Origin of the sequence: Pseudoduganella sp. SL102, assembly GCF_027856995.1 — a bacterium.
Lineage (GTDB): Bacteria > Pseudomonadota > Gammaproteobacteria > Burkholderiales > Burkholderiaceae_D > Rugamonas > Rugamonas albidiflava.
Genome location: NZ_CP115554.1, coordinates 3420716 through 3443178 on the forward strand (window position 1 = coordinate 3420716; position 22463 = coordinate 3443178).

Consider the following 22463-nt stretch of genomic DNA (forward strand, 5'->3'; position numbering starts at 1 on the left):
CATGCGCACACTTCCGTTGTACATATGCGAAAAGTGCATATGGATCAGGAGGACGGGCCGCGGCGCCGGGCAGCCGCCAGCGCCACCGCCGCCACGAGTTCCGGCGGCTCCACCGGCTTGGCGATGTGGTCGGTGAAACCTGCTGCGAGCGTGCGCAGCCGGTCTTCGGAACGGGCGAAGGCGGTCAGGGCGATGGCGGGCACGTTGCCGCCCGCATCCGGGCCCAGGGCGCGGACCCGGGCCAGCAGTTCGAAGCCATCCATTTCCGGCATGCCGATATCGGACAGCAGCAGGTCGGGAATCCAGCGCGGCAGCAGCGACAGGGCCGCCGACGCGCTGTCGGCGGTGACGACATCGGCATTGCAGTCCGACAGCACGCGCTTGATCAGCTCGCGCGTGTCCGGTTCATCGTCGACGATCAGCACGGGCAGGCCGCCCAGGTCGCGCAAGTCGTCGGCAACGGAGTCGCGCGGTTCGCCATCGGGCAGGCCGCTGGGCGGCGCGTGGCGGGCAGGGCGCTCGGCGCCAGGCACGCGCGCCGCCAGCGGCAGCCGCACGGTGAAGGTGGCGCCGCGGCCTTCGCCGGCGCTGTCCGCCGCCACGGTGCCGCCATGCTGTTCGACCAGGTGCTTGACGATCGACAGGCCCAGCCCGAGCCCGCCGTGGCGCCGCGTGGACGACGCATCGGCCTGGCGGAAATGCTCGAACACGTGGGCCAGGAAACCGGCACCGATGCCGATGCCGGTGTCGGCCACCACCAGTTCGGCCTGGCCATCCACCTCGCGCACGCCGATCCGCACCGTGCCATCCTGGGGCGTGAACTTGATCGCGTTCGACAGCAGGTTCCAGATCACCTGCTGCAGGCGGCCGGCATCCGCCGCCACCAGGCCGCAGGGCTGGAAGTCCCGCTCGATGCGGACATTCCTGGCCGCCGCCGCCGGGCGCACGGTTTCGATCGCGGCTTCGGCGACGGCGGCGGGAGGGATGGCCTCGATGTCCAGCAGCACCTTGCCGGACATGATGCGGCTCATGTCCAGCAAGTCCTCGATCAGCTGTGCCTGGGCGCGGGCATTGCGCTCGATGGTCTGCAAGCCTTTCTGCAGGTCCGCCTCGCCGCGCCCGCCGCGCCGCAACACCTGCGACCAGCCGAGGATCGCCGTCAGCGGCGTGCGCAGTTCGTGCGACAGCGTGGCCAGGAATTCATCCTTCATCTGGCTGGTGCGCTCGGCCTCGGCGCGGGCGCTGCGCTCGCTGTCGAGCAAGGCGATGCGTTCCTCGGCGGCCCGGCGCGCGGCTTCGTTCAGGCGTGCATTGTCGATCGCCACGCCGGCCTGGGCGGCGATGCCGCCGATGATGCGCTCGGTGCGCTCGCTGAACATGGCCGGTTCGGGGTGGCCGAACAGCAGCGTGCCGATGACGCTGCCGTCACGCGACATCACGGGCGCCGCCAGGTAGCTGCGCAGCAGCGCCGCGAGTTCGGCCGGCAGCGCCGGCGCGCATTCCGGGTGGCGCAGCAAATCGCCGCAGCGGGTGATTGCCGTGCCGCGCAGCGTCTCGCCGAACAGCGCAGCCGCATGGGTCCGGGTCAGGTTGTCGAACAGCGGCGGCACCCGGCCGGACAGGGTAAACGGCGTGAGCGCATCGCTGCCGTGGCCTTCGTCCTCCGTTTCCCCGGCCGCGGCATCGCGCGCGCCCTTGTAGATGAAGGCGCCGAAGCGCGCGCCGCTGATCCGCGTGGCGGCATCGGTGACTTCCTGCAGCAGCGGCTGGAGGTCGCGGTGCCGGGCCAGCGCGTTGCCGGTACTGTTCAGCAGTTCCAGCACGGCCGTTTCATCGCGCAGCGCTTCCTGCGCGCGCTTCACCTGGTCGACGTCGGTGCTGGTGCCGAACCAGCGCAGCGTGCGGCCGTCGGCGCCGCGCACCGGGTTGGCACGGGTCAGGAACCAGCGGTACTCGCCGTCCACGCCGCGGATCGGGAATTCCATCTCGAACGGCCGGCCCGATTCGATGGCCCGCTTCCAGTGCTGCGTCATCGCGGGGATGCACTCGGGGTCGTAGACCTGGCTCCAGGCGTCGCCGCGCAAGGCGTCGCTCGTCAGGCCCGTGTACTCGAACCAGCGGCGGTTGTACCAGGTCATGCGGCCATCGTGGTGGGCGATCCAGGCCAGTTGCGGGATCGAGTCGGCCAGCGCGCGCAACTGCTCTTCGCTGTCCTTCAGGGCCTCTTCGGCGGCGCGGCGTGCCGTGATGTCCTGCACCATGCCGGTCATGCCGAGCAGGCGGTCGCCCTCGCCGTAGTTGCCGTGGCCGACCACGGACAGCCAGCGCGGCGTGCCGCCCGTGCCGTTACCGGCCTCGATGCGGCATTCGATATCGAAGTCGCGCTGTGCCAGGTAGGCCTCGACGAACACCTGCCGCGCGGCGTCGCGGTCCGCCGGCACGATGCGTTCCTGCAGCGCATGCCAGCTGATCGGCGTGCCCTCCGGCACTTCGAAGATCTCGGCGGCGCGGCGGCCCAGCGTGACGATGTCGGTGGCGGCATCCCAGGTCCAGTCGCCCAGCCGGCCGGCGGCCATGGCCACCTGCAGGCGGTTGCTGCTTTCGCGCAGCGCCCGTTCATCGCGCTTGCGTCCGTCGATATCGAGCAGCGTGCACGTCAGACCCTGCGGCGATGGCGATACCCGCACCTCCAGCCAGCGGCGGCAGGGCGCGTAGAACAGCTCGCAGGCGGCGGCAGTGCGGTCGGCCATGGCCTGGCGCAGCCAGGTCTCCAGCGCGGTGCCGGGCAAGCCGGGGAAGGCCTGCCACAGGTCGCGGCCGGCAAGGCTGGCGGTGCGCTCAGTGGTACCTTCATTGGTACCTTCAGTGGTACCCACGGCGGGACCCTCGGCAGTACCCAGCAATCCCGCGGCGCGGGCGTTGATGTAGGTGATCGTCCAGTCCCGGTCGACGATGGCCAGGCCGTCGGCAATGCTGTCCAGCACGTCGCTTGTCCAGGCGCGGGTGCGGCGCAACTCTTCCTGCGCATCCAGCATGGCGCGCAGGAGATCGGCTTCGGAAGGGGCAGCGCCGTTGGCGAGGATCATCGTGGATGGTTCAGGAGGATTGGTTTTGCCGGCCGCCCGTGCGGGCGCCGCTGCGGATTGTAGCGCTGCGCCCCGCGTTGTGCCCGCACCGTTGGCCCATCGGCGCGGCGCCGGTCAGGTCCGTGGGATGCGTTCAAGGATGGCTTGCAGCTGTTCGATATCGTACGGTTTCTGGATCGCGTCGGCGGGGAAGTCGAGTTGCTGCGTCAGCGTACCGCTGTAGCCGGAAGCAAAGATCACATGCAGGCCCGGCCGCAGCGCCACGGCACGGCGGGCAGCCTCGACCCCGGAGATGCCGGGCAGGCTGACATCGGTAAACAGCACGTCGTACTCATGCTCGTCGATGTATTGCAGCGCGCGCTCGCCATCGGCCACCGCGTCGACTTCGTGGCCGATGGCGCGCAGCATTTCGCAAACCAGGTATTGCGCATCGAGATTGTCTTCCACGACCAGCATCTTCAGCGCGCGCGACGCAGCCGGCGCGGCCGCCGCGCTGGGCGGCGCCAGCGTGCACAGCACACCGAGCACGGCGCCGTCGGCATCGCGCAGCGGCGTGTAGTACAGGTCGAAGCGCTGCTCGCTGACACCATCGGCGCGCCACATCTGGAGAGCCTGGCCGGGAAAGGCCAGCGACTCGCCCTGCCAGGCCTGTTCCAGCGCACCCGGGTTCCAGCTCCAGGCGGATGGCTGCATCGCCGGGATGCGGCCACCGGGCGGCTGCGTGGGCAGGCCGGACAACGCCGTGTAGGCGCCATTGAGCAGCATGACCTGCTGCCGTCCCCACATCACCAGCGTGGGCAGCGGCGAGTTCAGCATGAGGTCGGCCGCCACGCGCAGTGTCACCGGCCAGCCGTCCGGATGGCCCACGTCGGTACGGGACCAGTCGACTTCCAGCGAGGACAGGTTGTTCGTGGCGCAGGCAATCATGCAGGGGTCTCCATGGTTGTGTGGTGAAGTGGAGGCATGCTACACCAAACCGCCGCCGGGGGCGGCCCTGCCTGGCGCTGGACAAATGGAAAACTTCTCCCTATAATCCTGCCTCCTTCGCAACGAACGCTGCGAAGGGCGGCGGAAGACCAGGCCATTGCGGCACGTGGAAAGCGATCGTCGTACGAGTTTGCACTGTACGAAAAATCAAGCTTTCCCAACCGTAATGAGTTGTGTAAAATGCCGGTGCAGCAAATTGCGGCTGTAGCTCAGCTGGATAGAGTACTTGGCTACGAACCAAGGGGTCGTGGGTTCGATTCCTGCCAGCCGCACCAGATTTTTGTACCGTCGGCCGAAAGGCCGGCGGGAGAAGTAAAGATCACAGCAGGCGTGCGCTTGGCGTTGCGCCGGTTGTTATAATGCAGTAAGCATATGCATTGTCGAAGTTGAAGCGTTTTTTGCGGCTGTAGCTCAGCTGGATAGAGTACTTGGCTACGAACCAAGGGGTCGTGGGTTCGATTCCTGCCAGCCGCACCAGTTTTACCGATGGATGGAAGTCCGTCGTTTCGCAAGGGTCGCCTTGCGGAAGTAGTTTAGTGAGAAGTTTTGCGGCTGTAGCTCAGCTGGATAGAGTACTTGGCTACGAACCAAGGGGTCGTGGGTTCGATTCCTGCCAGCCGCACCAGTTTTGCCGATGGATGAAAGTCCGTCACGCCGCAAGGGTCGCCTTGCGGGAAGTAACACGTTTTAGTTGGAAGTTTTTGCGGCTGTAGCTCAGCTGGATAGAGTACTTGGCTACGAACCAAGGGGTCGTGGGTTCGATTCCTGCCAGCCGCACCAGATGTGAAGAAGGGACCGGAGCAATCCGGTCCCTTTTTTTCGTCGGTACCCCTGGTTTCCGGATTCCGTGCTCGACTGTGCCATCCCGGCCGATGCCGCTCTCTCGCGCGGTGGCTGCGGCAGCGTGCGTACGCTCAGCCGCGCACCTGGATGGCCACTTCGAACGACCATCGGCGCTGGTCCGGCTCGGCTTCGGTATCGGTCAGGAAGGTTTCGTACCTCGCCTGGAACACCTCGCCTTTCTCCGATGCGTGGGCGTTGGGCTGCTCTCCCTGCGCGGCGATCCAGTCGAGGAGCTGCGTGTTGGCCTCCACGCCGTTCTCCACCCCTGTGTACTCCATCGCGGCGTAACGACCAGCGGGCAGCAGGTGGCTTTCCACCTGGCCCGCGGCGTCCTGCGCCTGCTCCGTCGGCATGCCGAGCTCCACATCCATGCGTTCCGGCATGTCGATGACGTGGAAGCGCAGGAATGGCCGGCCCGCAGGGCGCACATGGTGGGCGTCCAGCCATTCGGACACGATGGCCAGCATCGCGGGGATTTCCCGGTCGAAGTCGCGCATGGCCATGACCTGCCGGGTTCCTACATAGTGCCGCTCTTGGCGCTGCTCGATTCTGGGTCGCTTGTCCATGTGTGTTCTCCTTTCAGCCGCCGGCGCGGCGGCATGCGTGTTGAAGGTGTTCGTGAAAATCGGGATGTCCGCCCCGCATCAGGTCGAAGCGGTCACAGGACGCGTCGAGTGTGCCATTTGCGCGAGTGGCCACGGCATCGGTCAGCGGGTCGTTCGCCGAACCCACGGCAGATCGCATCGGGCCAGTCCGCTGGCATCCGTTCACTATAGGAAGACTATTTACGGTGGCAAGGCAAAGTCGCTCATGGGTGCGAGATGTCTGAGACGCGTTTTCAGGTTGGCCTCGCATTGTGGCCACGATTGTTCTGCGCTAGCCGGGCATTCGCATTTTCCGATTGCCGATCCTATCAAAGGATTGCATTCGCCGCAAAGCAGAGCGATGAGCACTTGATTCACGAGTGGACGATTGCTTGTGCGATATTCGTTCAATTTTGCCGGTTGTCTGACTGATGGGAAACGCAACTGCGCTAGTTTTATTTCAGAAATCCAGCGGCGAACATAAAACTTAAGGAAATTTTTTCCTTGCACATTCAAATGCATATTTCCATGGCAATAGTTCATCAGAAATTTTTACTCCAGTGAGTTGCAGCCGAGATTGCTCGCCCAAATCTTGCGTGTGGCCGGCGAAGGTTTTAGCGCTACTTCTATGCGATGTCCGCTCGAGTTGTGAATTATTTATGCCAATCGCAGTTCCTTGCCGCGAAAGTATATTTAACGCGTATGAATAGATCAGCCTTCCAGTTCGCCTATCTAGAGATACTGAAATACTTGTCCATTCAGCATGTGGTTTTTGTTCGGTGTCACGGGATTGCCCATTTATGATAATCCCATCAAGATCCTGATCGAAGTGCTCCACGGTGTAACGTTTATTGTTATTTCGGCCGATAAAATATCCAACCCACGTACCGTGCAGGTAGGAACCTCCAAAGATCCACTTCCGCATCCAAACAACGTTATGAATGACCATCGCCGCTATTTGGCTTATGATACGATATACGCCAATCGAGCTTAGGATTGCGACAAGGCTACCGAGAGCTTTGCTCGAGGGCGATAGGTCGACAATAAGAGGGACGATCAGCGTAATCGACAAAAACATTATTGCGATAGTCGTTGCTGTTACAAGAGAATAAAACTTCTCGGCAGGATGCATGTGATTTCCTTATATAACAATTTGGCTGTGTGCGAGCTCTCACTAAAATTTACGAGGCTTAAAGTTAGTGGCCTGCACAGGCTGACGGTATCGATCAATCCTTCAAAATCCGCCAGTATCAGTAAATTCGATCGGGATAGCGACAAGACTCAAGACTACTCCGTAAACACGTCGAAAGTCCCTTTTACCTGCTTCAGCGAGCAGATAACGCTCGCCACCGCGCGCTGATGCTGATGTACTTGCTGAGGTACACGCTGCCATTGCTGATCTCTATAGACAATTCTGTGACCAGGCTAACGGCATTGGTAGTTGGAGCGCCAACCCATTCTTATGTGTAGTCGAGTTTAGACCCGTTGACATGGCGGTGAAGGTGGCGCTCGCGGATCGTAAGGTCCGGATCGAGCTCAACTACTGAGCAAAAAAGAAAACCACAAAGCGAGCCGCTTACAACAGATCACTGCTGCTTTCGTCTCGTACATTGCTCTATTGCCGCTTCCCGCGCTGCCCGCGTCGGAAACCCGATTCCCGACAAGCCTCGCTACCGCGCGCTGTCCAGCATCATCCGTCGGGATCTGGGATTTACCCACCCACCTTACTCGCGGCTAAGAGCGCCTAACAAAACCTGCCGCTTGTCCTGAGGGCAACAACCACGTACACTTTAGCAATACGACAGGCCGCTATCGGCTAGTAGCGGACTGTCGGAAATGACATGCCGCCACGTCGGCTTTGCTTGCTTCAGCTCACTTGTGCCATCGGATACCGGCGGCCTATGAACAACTTCATTCAAGACCGCACTAACGCTGCCTTAACACTTTGTGCAGTCGCGTCCGCGATGCTGTACGAGGCGCATTACGTCGATGTCGCTAAAAAGTTGAACGAGATACGGAAAGAGCTTGACTGTAACAATTTACAAAATGCCTTCGATCTCTATCGCTTTTTGCCAAGGGGTGATATCGCTGGGTTTTGGGAGGACTGGGACTGGATGGAAGAGGAGGCTCAGAGAACGCCACTCGAACAGAAAGCTCTTTTTGCCGCCTATTACCAGCGTACGCTAGAGGCACTCGGTGATTTGCGAGTTACCGTTTTGTATGGACGCAATCGAGCTATTGTCTATGCCTCAAGCGAAAGCATTTTAAAACTCGCCAAAAAAATGGTGGAGGAAATATCGTCTGGTGGGAAAGCGTAGTGATACTTGGTTGATAATATTGCGACCCTAAATCGATGTATCGCTCCTCCAAAGTCCGCTTTGGGGCGGAAGCAGTCGTTGCCTCGACTAACTTTATTGTTAGCGCTGCGGGCCCCTGCCCGATCGGGCATACCCCGACGAACTACCACGCCGTATCCGCCGCCGGCGGCGCCTCGCGCCTTACTTCACCATGCCCAGTTGCTTGAACATGTTGATGTCTTCCAGGTGCCAGTTGTCAGTGATCTTGCCGTCGACGACCTGGTAAAGGTCCATGGCCTGGAAATCGATCTTCTGGCCTTTGCCCTGCACCTTGCCCATTTTGCCCGTGAACGTGCCCGTGAAATGCAGTCGCACGACAACACGGTTTCCGGCGGCGACGACTTCCTCCAAGTCGGCGCGCAGGTCCGGCACGGCGGCGCGAAACGCCTGCGACGCCTTGATCGGACCTTGCGGGCCTTGGGGGCGGCCCGCCGGCAGCGTGCGGTCTGTGAAATTCGGGGCCAGCGCGGCCTCGGCGAATTCTGGCTTGCCGGTGTTCCAGAACGCGGCATAGCGGCGGGCGGCCAGGATGTTAGCGGCGGTGGCCGGGCTCTCGCCGTTGATCACGCGGGGCGTCGGCAAGTCGGCGTCCGTGGCGGCGTGGGCGGCGGGCACTGCCAGAGAGTAGACTGCTATGGCGGCGAGCAGGGAAAAGCAGTGCGGGCGGAAGCGGAAAATGGTCATGGGATCGATCCTTCAGCTGTGGATGAAATGGCGGGTGCCATCTGAATGATAGCGCTATCAAGCCACGTGATCAATGATCCGTGAGGAACGCCGCGTGCCGGTTGCGCGGCAGGCGGATAATGCCCGAGATCTTCCGCCAGACGACCATCCGGGGCATCGCCGTAGCACCGCGCACTTCGTTCGACCGAATGACTCGTTCCTCGACAAGCACGGCATCAAGCATGACATCGACAAGGTCTATGCATTCGACGAAGCCGAGCAAGCCTATGAGCATCTGGCGCCTGGACCATTCGGCAAAGTGGTGATCAAGGTTGCCGATCAATCTCGACCGCTAGCCTGCCAGAAGTAGACCCTGCGGAAGACAAGGCTAACGATAAGGACGCTGTGATTTAACGTCTGCAATAGGGTGGAACCTGACGGTCGTGACAGTTCCCGACCATTTCGGCGCGGCAAGCTGCTATGCTGCGTCTAGCGGCCGAGATCGGCCAAGAGCGGTCGTAACAAACGACGACACATCGTCGCCAAAATCACAACGGATGCGGCGAATGGGGCTTGAGAATATAAGTGTAGTGGACGCTGTTGGTACCGAAACCACATCGGACTGCGTTGTCCTGTCGATCGTCGACTCGTGGGACTGGTCCGATGAGCATGGCCATCTGCTTGCGTTGCAAAGCAAGCTGAACGCCTACTTCGGTTTTGTCGAGAGCGGTCAAATCCACGAGGCATATCCCGCCGCAGAAGGAAAGTCCCTGCGTATTGACCTTATCAGCCGTTATCCGTTGCCGACAACCGCTGTAGATTTTCTGAAAAATGCGAAGGCTGTAGCAGAGGAGTTGGCTATTTCTCTGCGATGGAATACGCTTCCTGGCGGTTCGGCTGTCTAGTTCCTCAACGTCTGCAATGGGGCCAGGCTGTGTAAAAACTCAGAAATGGATAGAGGTGATCAGTTTGCACCCGGCCACTGCATTTCTGCGGTTTGATGGGGCGCTACGTGAGCTGTTCCCATCTTTCGAGCTCGGCGACTGGACCAGTAGGATAACCGCTGCAAACGCACGTTGTAATGCCTGTAAAAGGGCATATGCCCTGACTGCTTCGATCATGCCATCGACACCAAGTAACGTCATCAAGCGCTTCAAGTTATAGGCGAGCACGTGCAGGCTCATCTCGGCCTTCACACGCTCAAGTCCTTTTGTCAGGAAATGCGTGGCGCCCATCCATGACTTGATCGTCCCGAAGGGATGCTCGACCGAGCAACGCCGGATTCGCATGGCGTCCGGATTTTGTTCAAGACGCTCCTGCATGTCGTCAAGCACGTCCTGGTGTTCCCAGCGCGTCACCCGGCGCTCCTGGCTCGGCGTGCACTTATCCTTGAGCGGGCAAGCCTTACAGTTCGAGCTCCAGTAGCGATGAAGCGTCATGCCCTTTTCAACGCCGGAAAATCGCCAGATCAGGGATTGGCCAGCTGGGCAGCGGTACTCGTTCTTCTCCCGATCGTAGACGAAATCGGCTTTGTCGAATCGCCCGTCGGCCTTGGCATTGGACGTCTTTGTCGCTGGCACTACTGCAGTGATGCCGGCTTGGCTGCATGCCAGGACTTCCTCGCCTTTGAAGTAGCCGCGATCAGCGATCGCAGTTAGCGTGTTGGTCCCGATTGCAGTGCGGGCCTTCTTGGCCATCCCTGACAGTTGATCGCGGTCGCTGCCGATATTGGTTACCTCGTGCTCGACGATCAGGTGGTGCTTGGCGTCGACCGCGGTCTGGACGTTGTACCCGACGATGCCCGAGCCTCGCGTCATCATTGAACGGGCATCCGGATCGGTCAGCGAGATCTGCGTTTCGCCAGTCGCTTCCAGCTTCGCTTCGATTTCCTTAAGGACAGCCATCTGCGACTTCATCGCCGCGATTCTATCGTTCAGCCGGGTGCTGCGCGCTTGTTTCGTCGCCGGTTCTTGCCTGTCAGCCGTGTCCAGGTCTGCCAGGTAACGACCGATGTTGGCCTCGATCTCTTCCATCCTGCGCTTGAGCTTGGCCTGCGTGAAATTGCGATCACTGCTGTTGACTGCCTTGAACTTGCTGCCGTCAATTGCGACCATTGCATCGGCGAACAGGTCCAGTTGCTGGCACAGTACGATGAACTGCCGGCAGACATTGCGAATCGCCTTGCCGTTGTCCTTTCGGAAGTTGGCAATCGTTTTGAAGTCCGGCGTCAGCCGCCCCGTCAGCCACATCAGTTCCACATTACGCTGCGCTTCACGCTCGAGCCGCCGGCTCGACTGAATGCGGTTGAGGTAGCCGTAGATGTAGAGCTTGAGCAGTACTGCTGGATGGTAGGACGGTCGTCCGGTCCTGGCCGGCTGCACACGCCCGAAGCCGAGTTTTCCCAAGTCGAGTTCTTCTACAAATACATCGACCACGCGAACCGGATTGTTCTCGGCCACGTAGTCGTCCAGCAGCTCAGGCAGCAACGTCCCCTGTCCTCGGTCTTCGCCTTCGATGAAACGCTTCATCTTGCACCCCGGTTGATGAGATACTCACCCAACGTTTACCGAACTGGTTTCGTTTACACTGCCGGCGTTTTTACACAGCCTGGGGCGGAAGCGGACGCACATGGCAGCAGTCCGGGCATAAGATGACGGCCGTTTTTACCGGCGGACTGCTACCATGGCCCAAGCACTTCTCCCCGACGGACTTTGGTCGCTTATAGAAGCTTATCTTCCTGCTCACAGTCGCTCGCCGAAGGTGGGCGACCGCGGATCAACGATCGTGCAGCCCTGACGGGCATTCTGTTTGTTCTCAAAACTGGAATACCTTGGGAATACCTGCCGCGTGAGCTTAGGTGCGGCAGCGGCATGACGTGCTGGCGTCGCCTTCACCAATGGATGCAAGCCGGTGTATGGCAGCGTGTCCACGAGGCAGTCCTGCGGCGCGTTCGAGAGTATGATTAGATCATGTGGGATCGAGCTTGCATTGATGCAGCGAGCATACCGGCACTGGCTGGTGGTGAGCATACTGGCCGGAATCCGACCGATCGCGGCAAGCTCGGCTGCAAACACCATTTACTAGTCGATCAGCGTGGCCTGCCCTTGGTAGCTCAAATCACGGGCGCTCAGGTCCATGACTCGCGCCTACTCATCCCTCTCGTAGAATCGATCCCAGCTGTTAAAGGGCTGTCGGGCCGGGCGAGGAAACGGCCAGGTCAGCTACATGCTGATCGCGCGTACGCTTCGAGGGCGCATCGGGCCTGGCTGCGCCGGCAAGGAATCTCCGCTCGGGTTGCACGTTACTGCGTCGAGTCACGCGAAAGGCTAGGCCAATGGCGTTGGGTCGTTGAACGCACACTCGGATGGCTCCATCGTTTTCGCAGACTGCGCATCCGTTATGAACGGCGGGCCGACATTCACCAGGCCTTTCTTTCGCTTGCGTGCTCACTCATCTGTTGGAGATTAGTTCCGGATTCAACCGGTTGCAATGGCTCAGCCCACCATCTTGTAGCGCTCACAACACGAGAGAGGGTTTGTCAGCGCACTAACCCTCAGGCCCCCAGGCCCAGCGCCCCCCGCGCGGCGGCAACCACGATATCCTCGCGGTTATCGCCATCCTTCTCCGCCAAGTGCGTGAAAATCACGACCACCAGCGGCGCGCGGCCGGGCGGATAGACGATGCCGATATCGTTCGTGACGCCATATGAGCCCGTGCCGGTCTTGTCGCCCACCTGCCAGCCGGCCGGCACCGCGGCGCGGATGCGCTTGCCGCCGGTGGTATTGCCCAGCAGCCAGTCCTTCAGCTGCTGCCGCTGCGGCGCGGGCAGGGCGTTGCCGATCACCAGTTTTTCCAGCGTGCGCGCCATCGCCCACGGCGTCGTCGTGTCGCGGTCATCGCCCGGGATGGCGGTATTGAGTTCGGTTTCCCACCGGTCCAGGCGGAAGTGCGTGTCGCCAAGGCCGCGCATGAACGCCGTCAGGCCGGCCGGGCCACCCAGTTCCTTCATCAGCGCATTGGCGGCGGTGTTGTCGCTGTATTGCACGGTGGCCGCGCACAGGTCGGCCACCGTCATGCCGGTGTCGACATGCTTGCCGGTGATGGGCGAATGGGCTACCAGGTCGGCCTTTGCATAACGCAGGCGGCGGGCGAGGAAGCCCGGTTCGCGGGCCTCGCGCGCCAGCGCCTGGGCGGCCAGCACCGACTTGAACGTGCTGCACATGGGGAAGCGTTCACCCAGGCGGTGGCCGGTGGTCTTGCCGGTGGCGGTGTCGATGACGGCCACGCCGAGGCGGCCGCGCAGGTCGCGCTCGACGTCGAGAAAGCCGGTGGGGGCGGAGAACGCGAGCGAAGGCGCGAAAGGGGCGGCGGCGGCCGCGAGCAACAGGGTACGGCGGGTGAAGGTCATGGGGCTCCCGAGGGTGATTGGTTCGGGAACGATTGTAGGCGCGGCACCCGGGCCGCACCATGGCCGCCGAACCCGCCGGCCGGGCATTTCATCCCATCATCGACCCCGCGGGCCGGCGCCGGCATGGCACGCTGGCGCGCACGGTGCCGTCATGCCACCCGGTTGACCGGTTCGCCCCGCGCGAACGCTTCGATATTGCCGGTCAGCTGGTCCGCCAGCCCCTGCATCGCCTCGTGGCTGGCCCAGGCGTTGTGCGGCGTGAGGATGAAGTTGGGCAGCCGCAGGCGCAGCAACGGGTTGTCGGGCACGGGCGGTTCCTGCGTCAGCACGTCGAAGCCGGCACCGGCGATCACGCCGCGCGCCAGTGCATCGGCCAGCGCCGCTTCGTCGACCAGGCCGCCGCGGGCGGTATTGATCAGCAGCGACGTCGGCTTCATGCGCGCCAGTTCCGCGGCGCCGAGCATGTTGCGGGTGGCATCGGTGAGCGGCGCATGCAGCGACAGCACGTCCGACGTCGCCAGCAGTTCGTCGAAGTCCACGTTGACCACGTCCGCATCCTGCACCGGCGTGCGCGTGTGCACGGCGATTTCCATGCCGAACGCGCGGCCGATCTGCGCGACCTGCCTGCCAAGGGCGCCGTAGCCGAACAGGCCAAGACGGCTGCCATGCAGGTCGCGGATCGGGTGGTCGAACAGGCAGAAGCGCGGCGCCGCCTCCCATTTGCCCGCTTCCACGTCGGCGCGATAGGCAACCAGGTTGCGGCGCAGCGCCAGGATCAGCGCGAAGGTGTGCTCGGGCACCGCCGCGAAGGCGTAGCCGCGGATGTTCGACACCACGATGCCCCGTTCGCGCGCGGCGGCCAGGTCGACGATGTCGGTGCCCGTGGCGGCCACCGCGATCATTCGCAGCTTCGGCAGCCGCGCCAGCGTGTCCGCGCGCAGCGGCACCTTGTTCGTGATGGCGATCGTCGCATCGGCCAGCCGTTCGGCCGCCTCGGCCCCGGTGCTGGCGGGGTATTCGGCCCAGGCATGGTCGAAGGCGGGGCGGCGCACGTCCGCGATCACGCTGTCGCGGTCGAGGAAAACGATGGAATGGGATGCAACGGAATTCAAGCGGCCTCCTGTAATGGATGGGCGGGACTGCGCACGCGCATGCCCGGGTGGTTGGCAAACAGTTCAGCGACCCACTCGACGAATACGCGCACCTTGGCGGACAGGTGGCGGTTCTGCGGATACACGATGTGGACCGGCAGCGGGTCGGTCGTCCAGTCGGACAGCAGTTGCACCATGCGCCCGGTGCGCACGTGCTCCAGCAGCAGGTAATCGGTCATCTGGATCACACCCAGGCCGGCCAGGCCCGCCTGGATATACGCGTTCGAGTCATTCAGCGCGATCACGCCGGGCATCGGGATCTGGATGCGTTCGCCGTCCTTGGTGAAGTCCCAGTCATAGATCTTGCCCGTCTTGGCCGAAAAATAGTTCACGCAGCGATGCCGTTCCAGCTCGCGCGGGTGCTGCGGCGCACCGTACTTCGCCAGGTACGCCGGCGCGGCGCAGGTGACGAAGTGGATGATGCCGATGCGCCGCGCGATCAGCGTGGAGTCGCCCAGCGCGCCGCCGCGCACCGCGCAGTCGACGCCTTCCTCGATCAGATCCACCGGGCGGTCCGAGCTGCCCAGTTCCAGCTGGATGTCCGGGTAGCGCTCGAAGAACGCGGGCAGGGCGGGCACCAGGATCTCGCTGGCCAGCCCGGTCGGCGACTCCACCCGCAGCCGGCCGCTGGGCGAGAGGCGGGTGCGCGACAGCGATTCCTCCGCATCCTTCACGTCGGACAGGATGCGCAGGCAGCGTTCGTAATAGGCGGCGCCGTCGGCTGTCACGCTTACCTGGCGCGTGGTCCGGTGCAGCAACTTGACTGAAAGTGATGTTTCCAGTTGCTGGATCAGGGTGGAGACAGTGGCCTTGGGCAACTGCATGAGGTCGGCCGCGCGCGAAAACCCGCCCGCGTCCACGACCTGCACGAACACTTCCATCGCCTGTAATTTGTTCACGTTTCCCCTCCAAGGACGCCAATTCCATTGCAAGGCAAGTATCGGGGTGCGCACCCGTCACGAAACTGTCATTGTTCGGATCCATGAACAATCAATTCGTCAATGCCGTATTTATCAGATTGTAGTTCAAGCCTATCATTACTGCACTGCATCAAAGAAACATCCGCCGCGCACCCGCGGTGGCAAGTTCAACGAAAGGCTCATCATGGAACTCCGGAACATCCTCGTCATCGTGGCAATCGCCCTGTATGCGCTGGCCATGGCCGGCATCGTCAGCACGGACGCCTACTCGCAGGCGGCGAGCGCCGAGGCGCGCGGCCTGCATGCGCTGATGGCCGAGGTGCGTTCCGGCGCCGGCACCGGCGCCATGCTGGCCGATGCGCCGCAGGCGGTGGCGCGATGAGCAACATGCAGGGCATCGTGCCGGTGGCCGCCGATCTGGTGCGGCGCGACATGGAAGTGGCCGGCGCCGCAGGCCCGCTGCCGGCGCGCCTTTACCTGGCCGGAGCGCCGGCCACGAAGCGCGACACGCTGGTGGTGTTCTTCCATGGCGGCGGCTTCGTGGGCGGCTCGATCGACGAGGCGGACGATTTCCTGGCGCACCTGGTCAGCGCGGACCGCGCCCAGGTGGCGCTGTCGGCCGGCTACACGCTGGCGTCCGTGAAACCCTTCCCTGCCGCCGTGGAAGATGCCCATGCCCTGCTGCTGTGGGCCAAGAAGAACAAGTCGAAACTGTCGTGGAACGGCAAGCGCCTGGTGGTGGCCGGCATCGAGGCGGGTGCCAACCTGGCCGCCGTGGTCTCGCTGATGTCGCGCGACCGGGGCGGGCCGCCGCTGGCCGGGCAGGTGCTGATCATGCCGATGCTCGATCCGGCGCTGTCCACCTGCTCGATGCGGGAAATGCCGGTTTGCCGCGACAAGGCGGCGATCGCCGACAAGGTGGCCGACAGTTGCGCCGCCGGCTACCGCGGCTACCTGCCGAACGCCGCCGATCGCAGCCACCCGTATGCGTCGCCCCTGCAGTCGTCGCGGCTGAAGAACCTGCCGCCGGCACTGATCCTGTCCGCCGAGGACGATCCATTGCGCGACGAGGCTGAACAATACGGGGCAAAACTGATCAAGTGCGGCATCACCACCACCGTCAAACGGTTGCCGCCGCCACCGCTCGAACAGCCGGGCGGGCGAAACGACTGCGCCTGTGTCTTTGCGTTGACTGAAATTGCCGCGTTCATTCGCGGTGTCGATGGGACGGAGACCCCACCAGCCTGAAGTATATGTAAATAAAAGCGTTTACTTATCGTCGGGCTGGCGATATAGTGAAACGATCAATTTCCAGTAACTAACAGTAAAAATTCAGTAAAAATTCAGTAAAAACGCGCTGAAGAGCGTGGTGGGCCCGCTTTTGCTCCAATTTTGGCGAGCGAACGGCGGTGACGCTAGGTTATTACTATTTTTCATACAAAAAGGGGTTAACAATGAAAAACACGAAACCATTGTCCGCATTTGCGCGACCGATCGTGCTGGCGCTGGCAGCTGCCGGCCTGGCGATCACGCTGGCCGGTTGCGAAGATGCCACCGGCAAGACGGCGGAAGCACCCGCGGCTGCCGGCGGCCCGCCCATCTCCGCAGCGCTGGTGATCGAAAAGCCGGTGGCGGAAACCCAGGAATTCTCCGGCCGCCTGGAAGCCATCGACCGGGTGGAAATCCGCTCGCGCGTTTCCGGCTTCATCACCGCCGTGAACTTCAAGCCGGGCAGCGAAGTGAAGAAGGGCGACGTGCTGTTCGTGATCGATCCCCGCCCGTACCAGGCGGAAGCCGATCGTGCCGCCGCCGCCGCCGCATCGGCCCGCGCCCGCGCCGAGCTGGCCCGCCTGGAACTGACCCGCGCCGAGCGCCTGCTAGCCGACAAGGCCATCGCGCAGCGCGAATTCGACGAACGCGCATCAAGCCAGAAGGAACTGGAAGCCAGCGCCCGCGCCGCGCAGGCCCAGTCCGAAGCGGCCAAGCTGAACCTGTCGTACACCCGCGTGACGTCGCCGATCGATGGCCGCGTGTCGAAGGCCGAGATCACGCTGGGCAACCTGGTCGATGCCTCCGCCGTGCTGACGTCCGTCGTGTCGATGGACAAGATCTACGCCAGCTTCGATGGCGACGAAGACACCTACCTGCGTGTGGGCGCGCAAAACCACAAGGGCGAGCCGGTGCTCGTGAAAGTGGGCCTGGCCAACGAGGAAGGCTTCCCGCACGAAGGCAAGCTGGAATTCGTCGACAACCAGCTCGATACGCAGACCGGTTCCGTGCGCATGCGCGCCACCTTCGACAACAAGGACCGCGCCCTGGTGCCGGGCCTGTTCGCCCGCGTGCAGCTGGGCGGCGGCAGCGCCATCCGCAATGCGGTGCTGATCAACGACCGCGCCGTGGGCACCGACCAGAACCGCAAGTTCGTGTTCGTGGTGGGCGCCGACAACAAGGCCGAATACCGCGCCGTGAAACTGGGCCCCACCGTCGATGGCCTGCGTGTCGTGAAGGAAGGCCTGAAGGTCAACGAGAAGATCGTCGTCAACGGCCTGCAGCGCGTGCGCCCCGGCGCGCCCGTCACCCCGCAACTCGTGCCGATGGATGCGGAAGTGGCCAAGGCGCAGGACAACAAGAAGGATGCCAAGGTGGCCGCGCTGTAAGGCGCCGCCTGGCTAAAACCAAGGAACAACCATGAACTTTTCACGATTCTTTGTCGACAAACCGATCTTCGCGGCCGTGCTGTCGATCCTCGTGTTCGTCGCGGGCCTGATCTCGATCTTCAAGCTGCCCATCTCCGAGTACCCGGACGTGGTGCCGCCATCGGTGGTGGTGCGAGCCCAGTACCCGGGCGCCGACCCGAAGATCATCGCCGAAACCGTTGCCGCGCCGCTCGAGGAACAGATCAACGGCGTCGAGAACATGCTGTACATGTCGTCGCAGAACACCTCCGACGGCGCGCTGCAGCTGACCGTCACGTTCGCGATCGGCACCAACGTCGAGCAGGCCGAAACGGCCGTGCAGAACCGCGTGCAGCGTGCGCTGCCGCGCCTGCCGGAAGAAGTGCGCCAGATCGGTGTGACGACCGTGAAGTCGTCGCCGAACCTGACGATGGTGGTCCACCTGAATTCTCCGGACGGCCGCTACGACGACCTGTACCTGCGCAATTACGCGGTGCTCAACATCAAGGACCAGCTGGCCCGTATCCATGGCATGGGCGAAGTGCAGCTGTTCGGCTCCGGCGACTATGCGATGCGCGTCTGGCTCGATCCGCAGAAGGTGGCGGCACGCGGCCTGACATCGGGTGAAGTGGTCGATGCGATCCGCGAGCAGAACGTGCAGGTCGCGGCCGGCGTGATCGGCCAGGGCCCGTCGAAGGATGCCGACTTCCAGCTCACCGTGAAGACGCAGGGCCGTCTGTCGACCATCGAGGAATTCGGCGACATCGTCGTCAAGGCCGGTGCCGATGGCGCGGTCACGCGCCTGAGAGACCTGGCACGCTTGGAAATGGGCTCCAATTCCTACGCGCTGCGCTCGCTGCTGAACAACAAGTCGGCGGTGGCGATCCCCATCTTCGAGGCGCCGAACGCCAACGCGCTGCAGCTGTCGACCGACGTGCGGGCGACGATGGAGCGGCTGTCGAAGGATTTCCCGCAAGGCGTGGAATACAGCATCGTCTACGACCCCACCCAGTTCGTGCGTGAATCGATCGATTCCGTGATCCATACGCTGGTCGAGGCGGTGATCCTGGTCGCCCTGGTGGTGATCATCTTCCTGCAGACCTGGCGCGCTTCGATCATTCCGCTGCTGGCCGTGCCGGTCTCGGTGGTCGGCACCTTCGCCGTGATGATGATGTTCGGCTTCTCGATCAACACGCTGTCGCTGTTCGGCCTCGTGCTGGCGATCGGTATCGTGGTCGACGATGCGATCGTGGTAGTGGAAAACGTCGAGCGCAACATCGAGAACGGCCTGACCCCGCGCGATGCGACGATCCAGGCCATGAAGGAAGTGTCCGGCCCGATCATCGCCATCGCGCTGGTGCTGTGCGCCGTGTTCGTGCCGATCGCGTTCGTGTCGGGCCTGACTGGCCAGTTCTATCGCCAGTTCGCGCTGACCATCGCCATCTCCACCGTGATCTCGGCCTTCTCGTCGCTGACGCTGGCACCGGCACTGTCCGCCGCGCTGCTGAAGGGCCACCACGAACCGAAGGACGCGCTGACGCGCGGCATGGACAAGGTGTTCGGCGGCTTCTTCCGCATGTTCAACAAGTTCTTCAACCGCTCGGCCCACAAGTACGAGAACGGCGTGAAGGGCGTGCTGGCCCACAAGGGTGCATCGCTGGTGATCTATGCGCTGCTGGGTGCCGCCGGCCTGTTCATGTTCAAGGCCGTGCCGCCGGGCTTCGTGCCGGCGCAGGACAAGCAGTACCTGATCGGCTTCGCGCAGCTGCCGGATGCCGCCTCGCTGGACCGTACCGATGAAGTGATCCGCAAGATGTCGACGATCGCCGAAAGCATCCCGGGCGTCGAGAACTCGATCTCGTTCCCGGGCCTGTCGATCAACGGCTTCACCAACGCGCCGAACGCCGGCATCGTGTTCCTGGGCCTGGCGCCGTTCGACCAGCGCAAGGACAAGAGCAAGTCGGCCGAGGCGATCGCCGCCGAGATGAACAAGCGCATGGGCGCCGTGCAGGATGCGTTCGTGATGGTGCTGCCGCCACCGCCGGTGAACGGCCTGGGTACCACGGGCGGCTTCAAGCTGATGATCGAAGACCGGGGCAACCTGGGCTACGACGAACTGTTCAAGGCGGTGCAGGCGGTGCAGGCCAAGGCCTGGCAGGAGCCGCGTCTGCAGGGCGTGTTCTCCGGCTACCAGATCAACGTGCCGCAACTGTTCGCCGACGTCGATCGCGTGAAGGCGAAGCAGCTGGGCGTGCCGCTGCAGACCATCTACCAGACCTTGCAGATCAACCTGGGCTCGCTGTACGTGAACGACTTCAACCAGTTCGGCCGTACTTACCAGGTGCGCGTGCAGGCCGATGCGCAGTTCCGCTCGCAGCCCGAGCAGATCGCGCAGCTGAAGGTGAAGAACGACAAGGGCGAGATGATTCCGCTGTCGTCGCTGATGCGCGTCAAGGATACGTATGGCCCGGACCGCGTGCAGCGCTACAACAACTACGTGGCGGCGGACCTGAACGGCGGCCCGGCACCCGGCATTTCGTCCGGCCAGGCGCAGGCGATCATGGACCAGATCCTGCGCGACACGCTGCCGAAAGGGATCACGTATGAGTGGACCGACCTGACGTACCAGGACATCCTGGCCGGCAACACGATGATCTTCGTGTTCCCGCTGTGCGTGCTGCTGGTGTTCCTGGTGCTGGCCGCGCAGTACGAAAGCTGGACCCTGCCGCTGGCGGTGATCCTGATCGTGCCGATGTCGATCCTGTGCGCGCTGATCGGCGTGAAGCTGACCGGTGGCGACAACAACATCTTTACCCAGATCGCACTGTTCGTGCTGGTCGGGCTGGCGTCGAAGAACGCCATCCTGATCGTCGAATTTGCTCGCGAACTGGAAGATCACGGGCGCAGCGTCGTCGACGCCGCACTGGAGGCTTGCCGCCTGCGTCTGCGCCCCATTTTGATGACGTCGATCGCATTCATCATGGGCGTGCTGCCGCTGGTGTTCTCCAGTGGCGCGGGTGCCGAGATGCGCCATGCGATGGGCGTCGCCGTGTTTGCCGGCATGCTGGGCGTGACGTTCTTCGGCCTGTTCCTGACGCCGGTGTTCTACGTCCTGCTGCGCACGCTGGCCAAGCGCATGGAACAGAAAAAACAGCCGGTGCACGAAGAAGTGTCGCTGGTGAAAATGGAAGGAACCCACGGATGAACCACGTAATTGCCAGGGGCCGCGCCCCCGTCCTGTCGCTGCTCGCCGCGCTGGTGCTGAGCGCCTGCGCCGCGCCGGAGTTCAAGCAGCCCGCCGTCGAGGTGCCGGCGGCCTTCAAGGAAAACCAGTCGGCCGCGCAGCCTGCCGACCCTGTGAAGGTGGCCGCCGACGGCACGCGCTGGAAGGAAGCGCAGCCGGCCGAGCAGCAGCCGCGCGGCGAATGGTGGCTGGCGTTCAACGACCCGGCCCTGAACGAGCTGATGGCCGAGGCGATCCGCAACAACGCCAACCTCACCGTCGCCGCCGCGCGGGTGAAGCAGGCACGCGCCATCGCCGGCATCGCCGAGGCGGACCGCATTCCGCAGATCGGCGTGGGCGTCGGCGCCAACCGCTCGCAGCAGGCCCCGCAGGAAGCGGGCCTGCCGCAAGGCACGCGCATGTCGCCGGTCACCAGCTACAACGCCCGGCTGACTGCCAGCTATGAAGTGGACCTGTTCGGCCGCGTGTCGTCGAACGTGGCGGCCGCGCGCAACGACGCGGCGACGGTGGAAGCGAATTACCGCTCCGTGCTGCTGTCGCTGCAGGCCGACGTGGCCCAGACCTGGTTCCGCCTGCGGGCCACGGACGCCGAACTGGCGACCGTGGCGCAGACGGTCCGGCTGCGCGAGGAAAACGTCAAGGTCAACCAGCGCCGCTTCGACCTGGGCGATATCGGCGAATTCGACCTGTCCCGTGCCAGGACGGAACTGGCGACGTCGCGCGCCGAGGCCATCGGCCTGCAGCGGCAGCGCACCACCGCCGAGCATTCGCTGGCAGTGCTGCTGGGGAAACCGGCGGCTTCCTTCAACGCCAGCGAGAACCCGCTGGCCGAAGGCGGCGTGCTGCCGGCGATCCCAGGCGGCCTGCCATCGTCGCTGCTGGAACGCCGGCCGGACATCGCCGCCGCCCAGCGCGCGATGGAAGCCTCCAACGCCCGCATCGGCGTGGCCCGTTCGGCGATGTTCCCGGCGCTGACCATCAGCGCCGACGGCGGCGGCGTCGGCCCGGCGTTTTCCGACGTGTTCCGCTGGAGCAGCCGCTCCTGGCTGCTGGGCGCGCTGCTGTCGATGCCCGTCATCGACGGCGGCCGCAACCGGGCCAACATCACCCGCAGCGAAGCGGTGCTGGAGGAATCCGTGGGCCAGTACCGCCAGACGGTCTTGACCGCATTTGCGGAGGTCGAGGACAACCTGGCCGGACTGCGCATCCTGTCCGGCCAGACGGCGCAGATCGACGAGGCGGTGGTCGCCGCCCGGCGCTCCGCCGACCTGGCGCAGAAGCTGTACGACGCCGGCCGTTCCAGCTACCTCGAACTGCTGGACGCGCAGCGCAACCTCGCCGCCGTCGAACGCACCGCGGTGCAACTGCGCGGCGACCGGGCCATCACCACCGTCGCGCTGATCCGCTCGCTCGGCGGCGGCTGGGACGCCCCTGTCAGCACCGCCCAGGCCAGCAACTGAACGTGCCATCGAGAAGCAACTGAGTAACCCCGCGTAGTCCCTTGCGGCGGCTCCCCCCGGAGCCGCCGTTTTTTTTGTACAGCCC

General features: G+C 63.4%; 16 protein-coding genes, 4 tRNA genes and 2 pseudogenes. 13 read left to right on the forward strand and 9 right to left on the reverse strand.

All coding sequences use genetic code 11. The features are described from left to right. Positions 1–44: 44 nt before the first annotated feature. Both OU994_RS14525 and OU994_RS14530 read right to left on the reverse strand, forming a co-directional pair. Positions 45–3086 (reverse strand): ATP-binding protein, encoded by a 3042-nt coding sequence (locus tag OU994_RS14525; protein WP_281611339.1) that lies wholly within the window; start codon positions 3084–3086, stop codon positions 45–47. Positions 3087–3200: 114 nt separating this feature from the next. Next, complete coding sequence (locus OU994_RS14530; protein ID WP_281611340.1) at positions 3201–4013, reverse strand: response regulator; 813 nt, start codon at positions 4011–4013, stop codon at positions 3201–3203. Between the two features lie 258 nt (positions 4014–4271). On the opposite strand from OU994_RS14530, the gene OU994_RS14535 reads away from it, so the two are divergent. The 4 genes from OU994_RS14535 (at position 4272) to OU994_RS14550 (ending at position 4853) form a co-directional block, all read left to right on the forward strand. After that, positions 4272–4348 (forward strand) — tRNA-Arg (locus OU994_RS14535). Positions 4349–4473: 125 nt separating this feature from the next. Beyond that, positions 4474–4550: transfer RNA gene (locus OU994_RS14540), tRNA-Arg, on the forward strand. A gap of 71 nt (positions 4551–4621) precedes the next feature. Next, a tRNA-Arg gene (locus tag OU994_RS14545) sits at positions 4622–4698 on the forward strand. A 78-nt stretch (positions 4699–4776) separates the two neighbouring features. Beyond that, positions 4777–4853 (forward strand) — tRNA-Arg (locus OU994_RS14550). 134 nt (positions 4854–4987) lie between these two features. On the opposite strand, the gene OU994_RS14555 is transcribed toward OU994_RS14550, so the two are convergent. Next, positions 4988–5482 carry a GyrI-like domain-containing protein gene (locus tag OU994_RS14555; RefSeq protein WP_281611341.1) on the reverse strand — a complete coding sequence of 165 codons (495 nt, stop codon included), beginning with the start codon at positions 5480–5482 and terminating at the stop codon, positions 4988–4990. 505 nt (positions 5483–5987) lie between these two features. Continuing rightward, positions 5988–6632, reverse strand: a complete 645-nt coding sequence (locus OU994_RS14560) for a hypothetical protein (protein ID WP_281611342.1) — start codon at positions 6630–6632, stop codon at positions 5988–5990. A 769-nt stretch (positions 6633–7401) separates the two neighbouring features. Here OU994_RS14560 and OU994_RS14565 point away from each other — a divergent pair. Next, positions 7402–7818, forward strand: a complete 417-nt coding sequence (locus OU994_RS14565) for a hypothetical protein (protein WP_281611343.1) — start codon at positions 7402–7404, stop codon at positions 7816–7818. Positions 7819–7998: 180 nt separating this feature from the next. Here OU994_RS14565 and OU994_RS14570 read toward each other — a convergent pair whose 3' ends face one another. Continuing rightward, a complete protein-coding gene (locus OU994_RS14570; RefSeq protein WP_281611344.1) occupies positions 7999–8541 on the reverse strand; it encodes an ester cyclase in 543 nt (180 codons plus the stop codon). 73 nt (positions 8542–8614) lie between these two features. On the opposite strand from OU994_RS14570, the gene OU994_RS14575 reads away from it, so the two are divergent. Further along, entirely contained in the window at positions 8615–8890 is a 276-nt protein-coding gene (locus OU994_RS14575) for a hypothetical protein (protein WP_281611345.1), read from the forward strand. Between the two features lie 196 nt (positions 8891–9086). After that, entirely contained in the window at positions 9087–9425 is a 339-nt protein-coding gene (locus OU994_RS14580) for a DUF6572 domain-containing protein (protein WP_281611346.1), read from the forward strand. A 195-nt stretch (positions 9426–9620) separates the two neighbouring features. Here the strand turns inward: OU994_RS14580 and OU994_RS14585 are convergent. Beyond that, positions 9621–11048, reverse strand: a pseudogene (locus OU994_RS14585) (IS1182 family transposase); the annotation flags it as partial. A gap of 154 nt (positions 11049–11202) precedes the next feature. Between OU994_RS14585 and OU994_RS14590 the strand changes: the two are divergent. Further along, positions 11203–11987, forward strand: a pseudogene (locus OU994_RS14590) (IS5 family transposase); the annotation flags it as partial. 86 nt (positions 11988–12073) lie between these two features. On the opposite strand, the gene bla reads toward OU994_RS14590, so the two are convergent. The 3 genes from bla to OU994_RS14605 form a co-directional block, all read right to left on the reverse strand. Further along, a complete protein-coding gene (gene bla, locus OU994_RS14595; protein WP_281611347.1) occupies positions 12074–12928 on the reverse strand; it encodes a class A beta-lactamase in 855 nt (284 codons plus the stop codon). 149 nt (positions 12929–13077) lie between these two features. Beyond that, on the reverse strand, positions 13078–14040 hold the full coding sequence (locus OU994_RS14600) for a D-2-hydroxyacid dehydrogenase (protein ID WP_281611348.1): 963 nt from the start codon (positions 14038–14040) through the stop codon (positions 13078–13080). Next, positions 14037–14978, reverse strand: coding sequence for a LysR family transcriptional regulator (locus OU994_RS14605; RefSeq protein ID WP_218943679.1), 942 nt, complete (start codon positions 14976–14978; stop codon positions 14037–14039). Before OU994_RS14605 ends, OU994_RS14600 begins: the two co-directional genes overlap by 4 nt. Before the next feature lie 205 nt (positions 14979–15183). Between OU994_RS14605 and OU994_RS14610 the strand changes: the two genes are divergently transcribed. From OU994_RS14610 to OU994_RS14630, 5 genes are all read left to right on the forward strand, one after another. Beyond that, positions 15184–15381 carry a hypothetical protein gene (locus tag OU994_RS14610; protein WP_131146267.1) on the forward strand — a complete coding sequence of 66 codons (198 nt, stop codon included), beginning with the start codon at positions 15184–15186 and terminating at the stop codon, positions 15379–15381. 5 nt (positions 15382–15386) lie between these two features. Beyond that, on the forward strand, positions 15387–16247 hold the full coding sequence (locus tag OU994_RS14615) for an alpha/beta hydrolase (protein ID WP_373922618.1): 861 nt from the start codon (positions 15387–15389) through the stop codon (positions 16245–16247). Between the two features lie 206 nt (positions 16248–16453). After that, positions 16454–17656 carry an efflux RND transporter periplasmic adaptor subunit gene (locus OU994_RS14620; protein ID WP_131146266.1) on the forward strand — a complete coding sequence of 401 codons (1203 nt, stop codon included), beginning with the start codon at positions 16454–16456 and terminating at the stop codon, positions 17654–17656. A gap of 31 nt (positions 17657–17687) precedes the next feature. Next, complete coding sequence (locus tag OU994_RS14625) at positions 17688–20879, forward strand: efflux RND transporter permease subunit (protein WP_281611350.1); 3192 nt, start codon at positions 17688–17690, stop codon at positions 20877–20879. Continuing rightward, positions 20876–22378 (forward strand): efflux transporter outer membrane subunit, encoded by a 1503-nt coding sequence (locus OU994_RS14630; RefSeq protein ID WP_281611351.1) that lies wholly within the window; start codon positions 20876–20878, stop codon positions 22376–22378. The genes OU994_RS14625 and OU994_RS14630 overlap by 4 nt, the downstream gene beginning before the upstream one ends. Positions 22379–22463: the final 85 nt, after the last annotated feature.

Bases quoted from the DNA above. Each gene is read 5' to 3' on its own strand.
- OU994_RS14525 (WP_281611339.1), bottom strand. From the start codon at position 3,086: ATGATCCTCGCCAACGGCGCTGCCCCTTCCGAAGCCGATCTCCTGCGC.
- OU994_RS14530 (WP_281611340.1), bottom strand. From the start codon at position 4,013: ATGATTGCCTGCGCCACGAACAACCTGTCCTCGCTGGAAGTCGACTGG.
- OU994_RS14555 (WP_281611341.1), bottom strand. From the start codon at position 5,482: ATGGACAAGCGACCCAGAATCGAGCAGCGCCAAGAGCGGCACTATGTA.
- OU994_RS14560 (WP_281611342.1), bottom strand. From the start codon at position 6,632: ATGCATCCTGCCGAGAAGTTTTATTCTCTTGTAACAGCAACGACTATC.
- OU994_RS14565 (WP_281611343.1), top strand. From the start codon at position 7,402: ATGAACAACTTCATTCAAGACCGCACTAACGCTGCCTTAACACTTTGT.
- OU994_RS14570 (WP_281611344.1), bottom strand. From the start codon at position 8,541: ATGACCATTTTCCGCTTCCGCCCGCACTGCTTTTCCCTGCTCGCCGCC.
- OU994_RS14575 (WP_281611345.1), top strand. From the start codon at position 8,615: ATGATCCGTGAGGAACGCCGCGTGCCGGTTGCGCGGCAGGCGGATAAT.
- OU994_RS14580 (WP_281611346.1), top strand. From the start codon at position 9,087: ATGGGGCTTGAGAATATAAGTGTAGTGGACGCTGTTGGTACCGAAACC.
- bla (WP_281611347.1), bottom strand. From the start codon at position 12,928: ATGACCTTCACCCGCCGTACCCTGTTGCTCGCGGCCGCCGCCGCCCCT.
- OU994_RS14610 (WP_131146267.1), top strand. From the start codon at position 15,184: ATGGAACTCCGGAACATCCTCGTCATCGTGGCAATCGCCCTGTATGCG.
- OU994_RS14615 (WP_373922618.1), top strand. From the start codon at position 15,387: ATGCAGGGCATCGTGCCGGTGGCCGCCGATCTGGTGCGGCGCGACATG.
- OU994_RS14620 (WP_131146266.1), top strand. From the start codon at position 16,454: ATGAAAAACACGAAACCATTGTCCGCATTTGCGCGACCGATCGTGCTG.
- OU994_RS14625 (WP_281611350.1), top strand. From the start codon at position 17,688: ATGAACTTTTCACGATTCTTTGTCGACAAACCGATCTTCGCGGCCGTG.
- OU994_RS14630 (WP_281611351.1), top strand. From the start codon at position 20,876: ATGAACCACGTAATTGCCAGGGGCCGCGCCCCCGTCCTGTCGCTGCTC.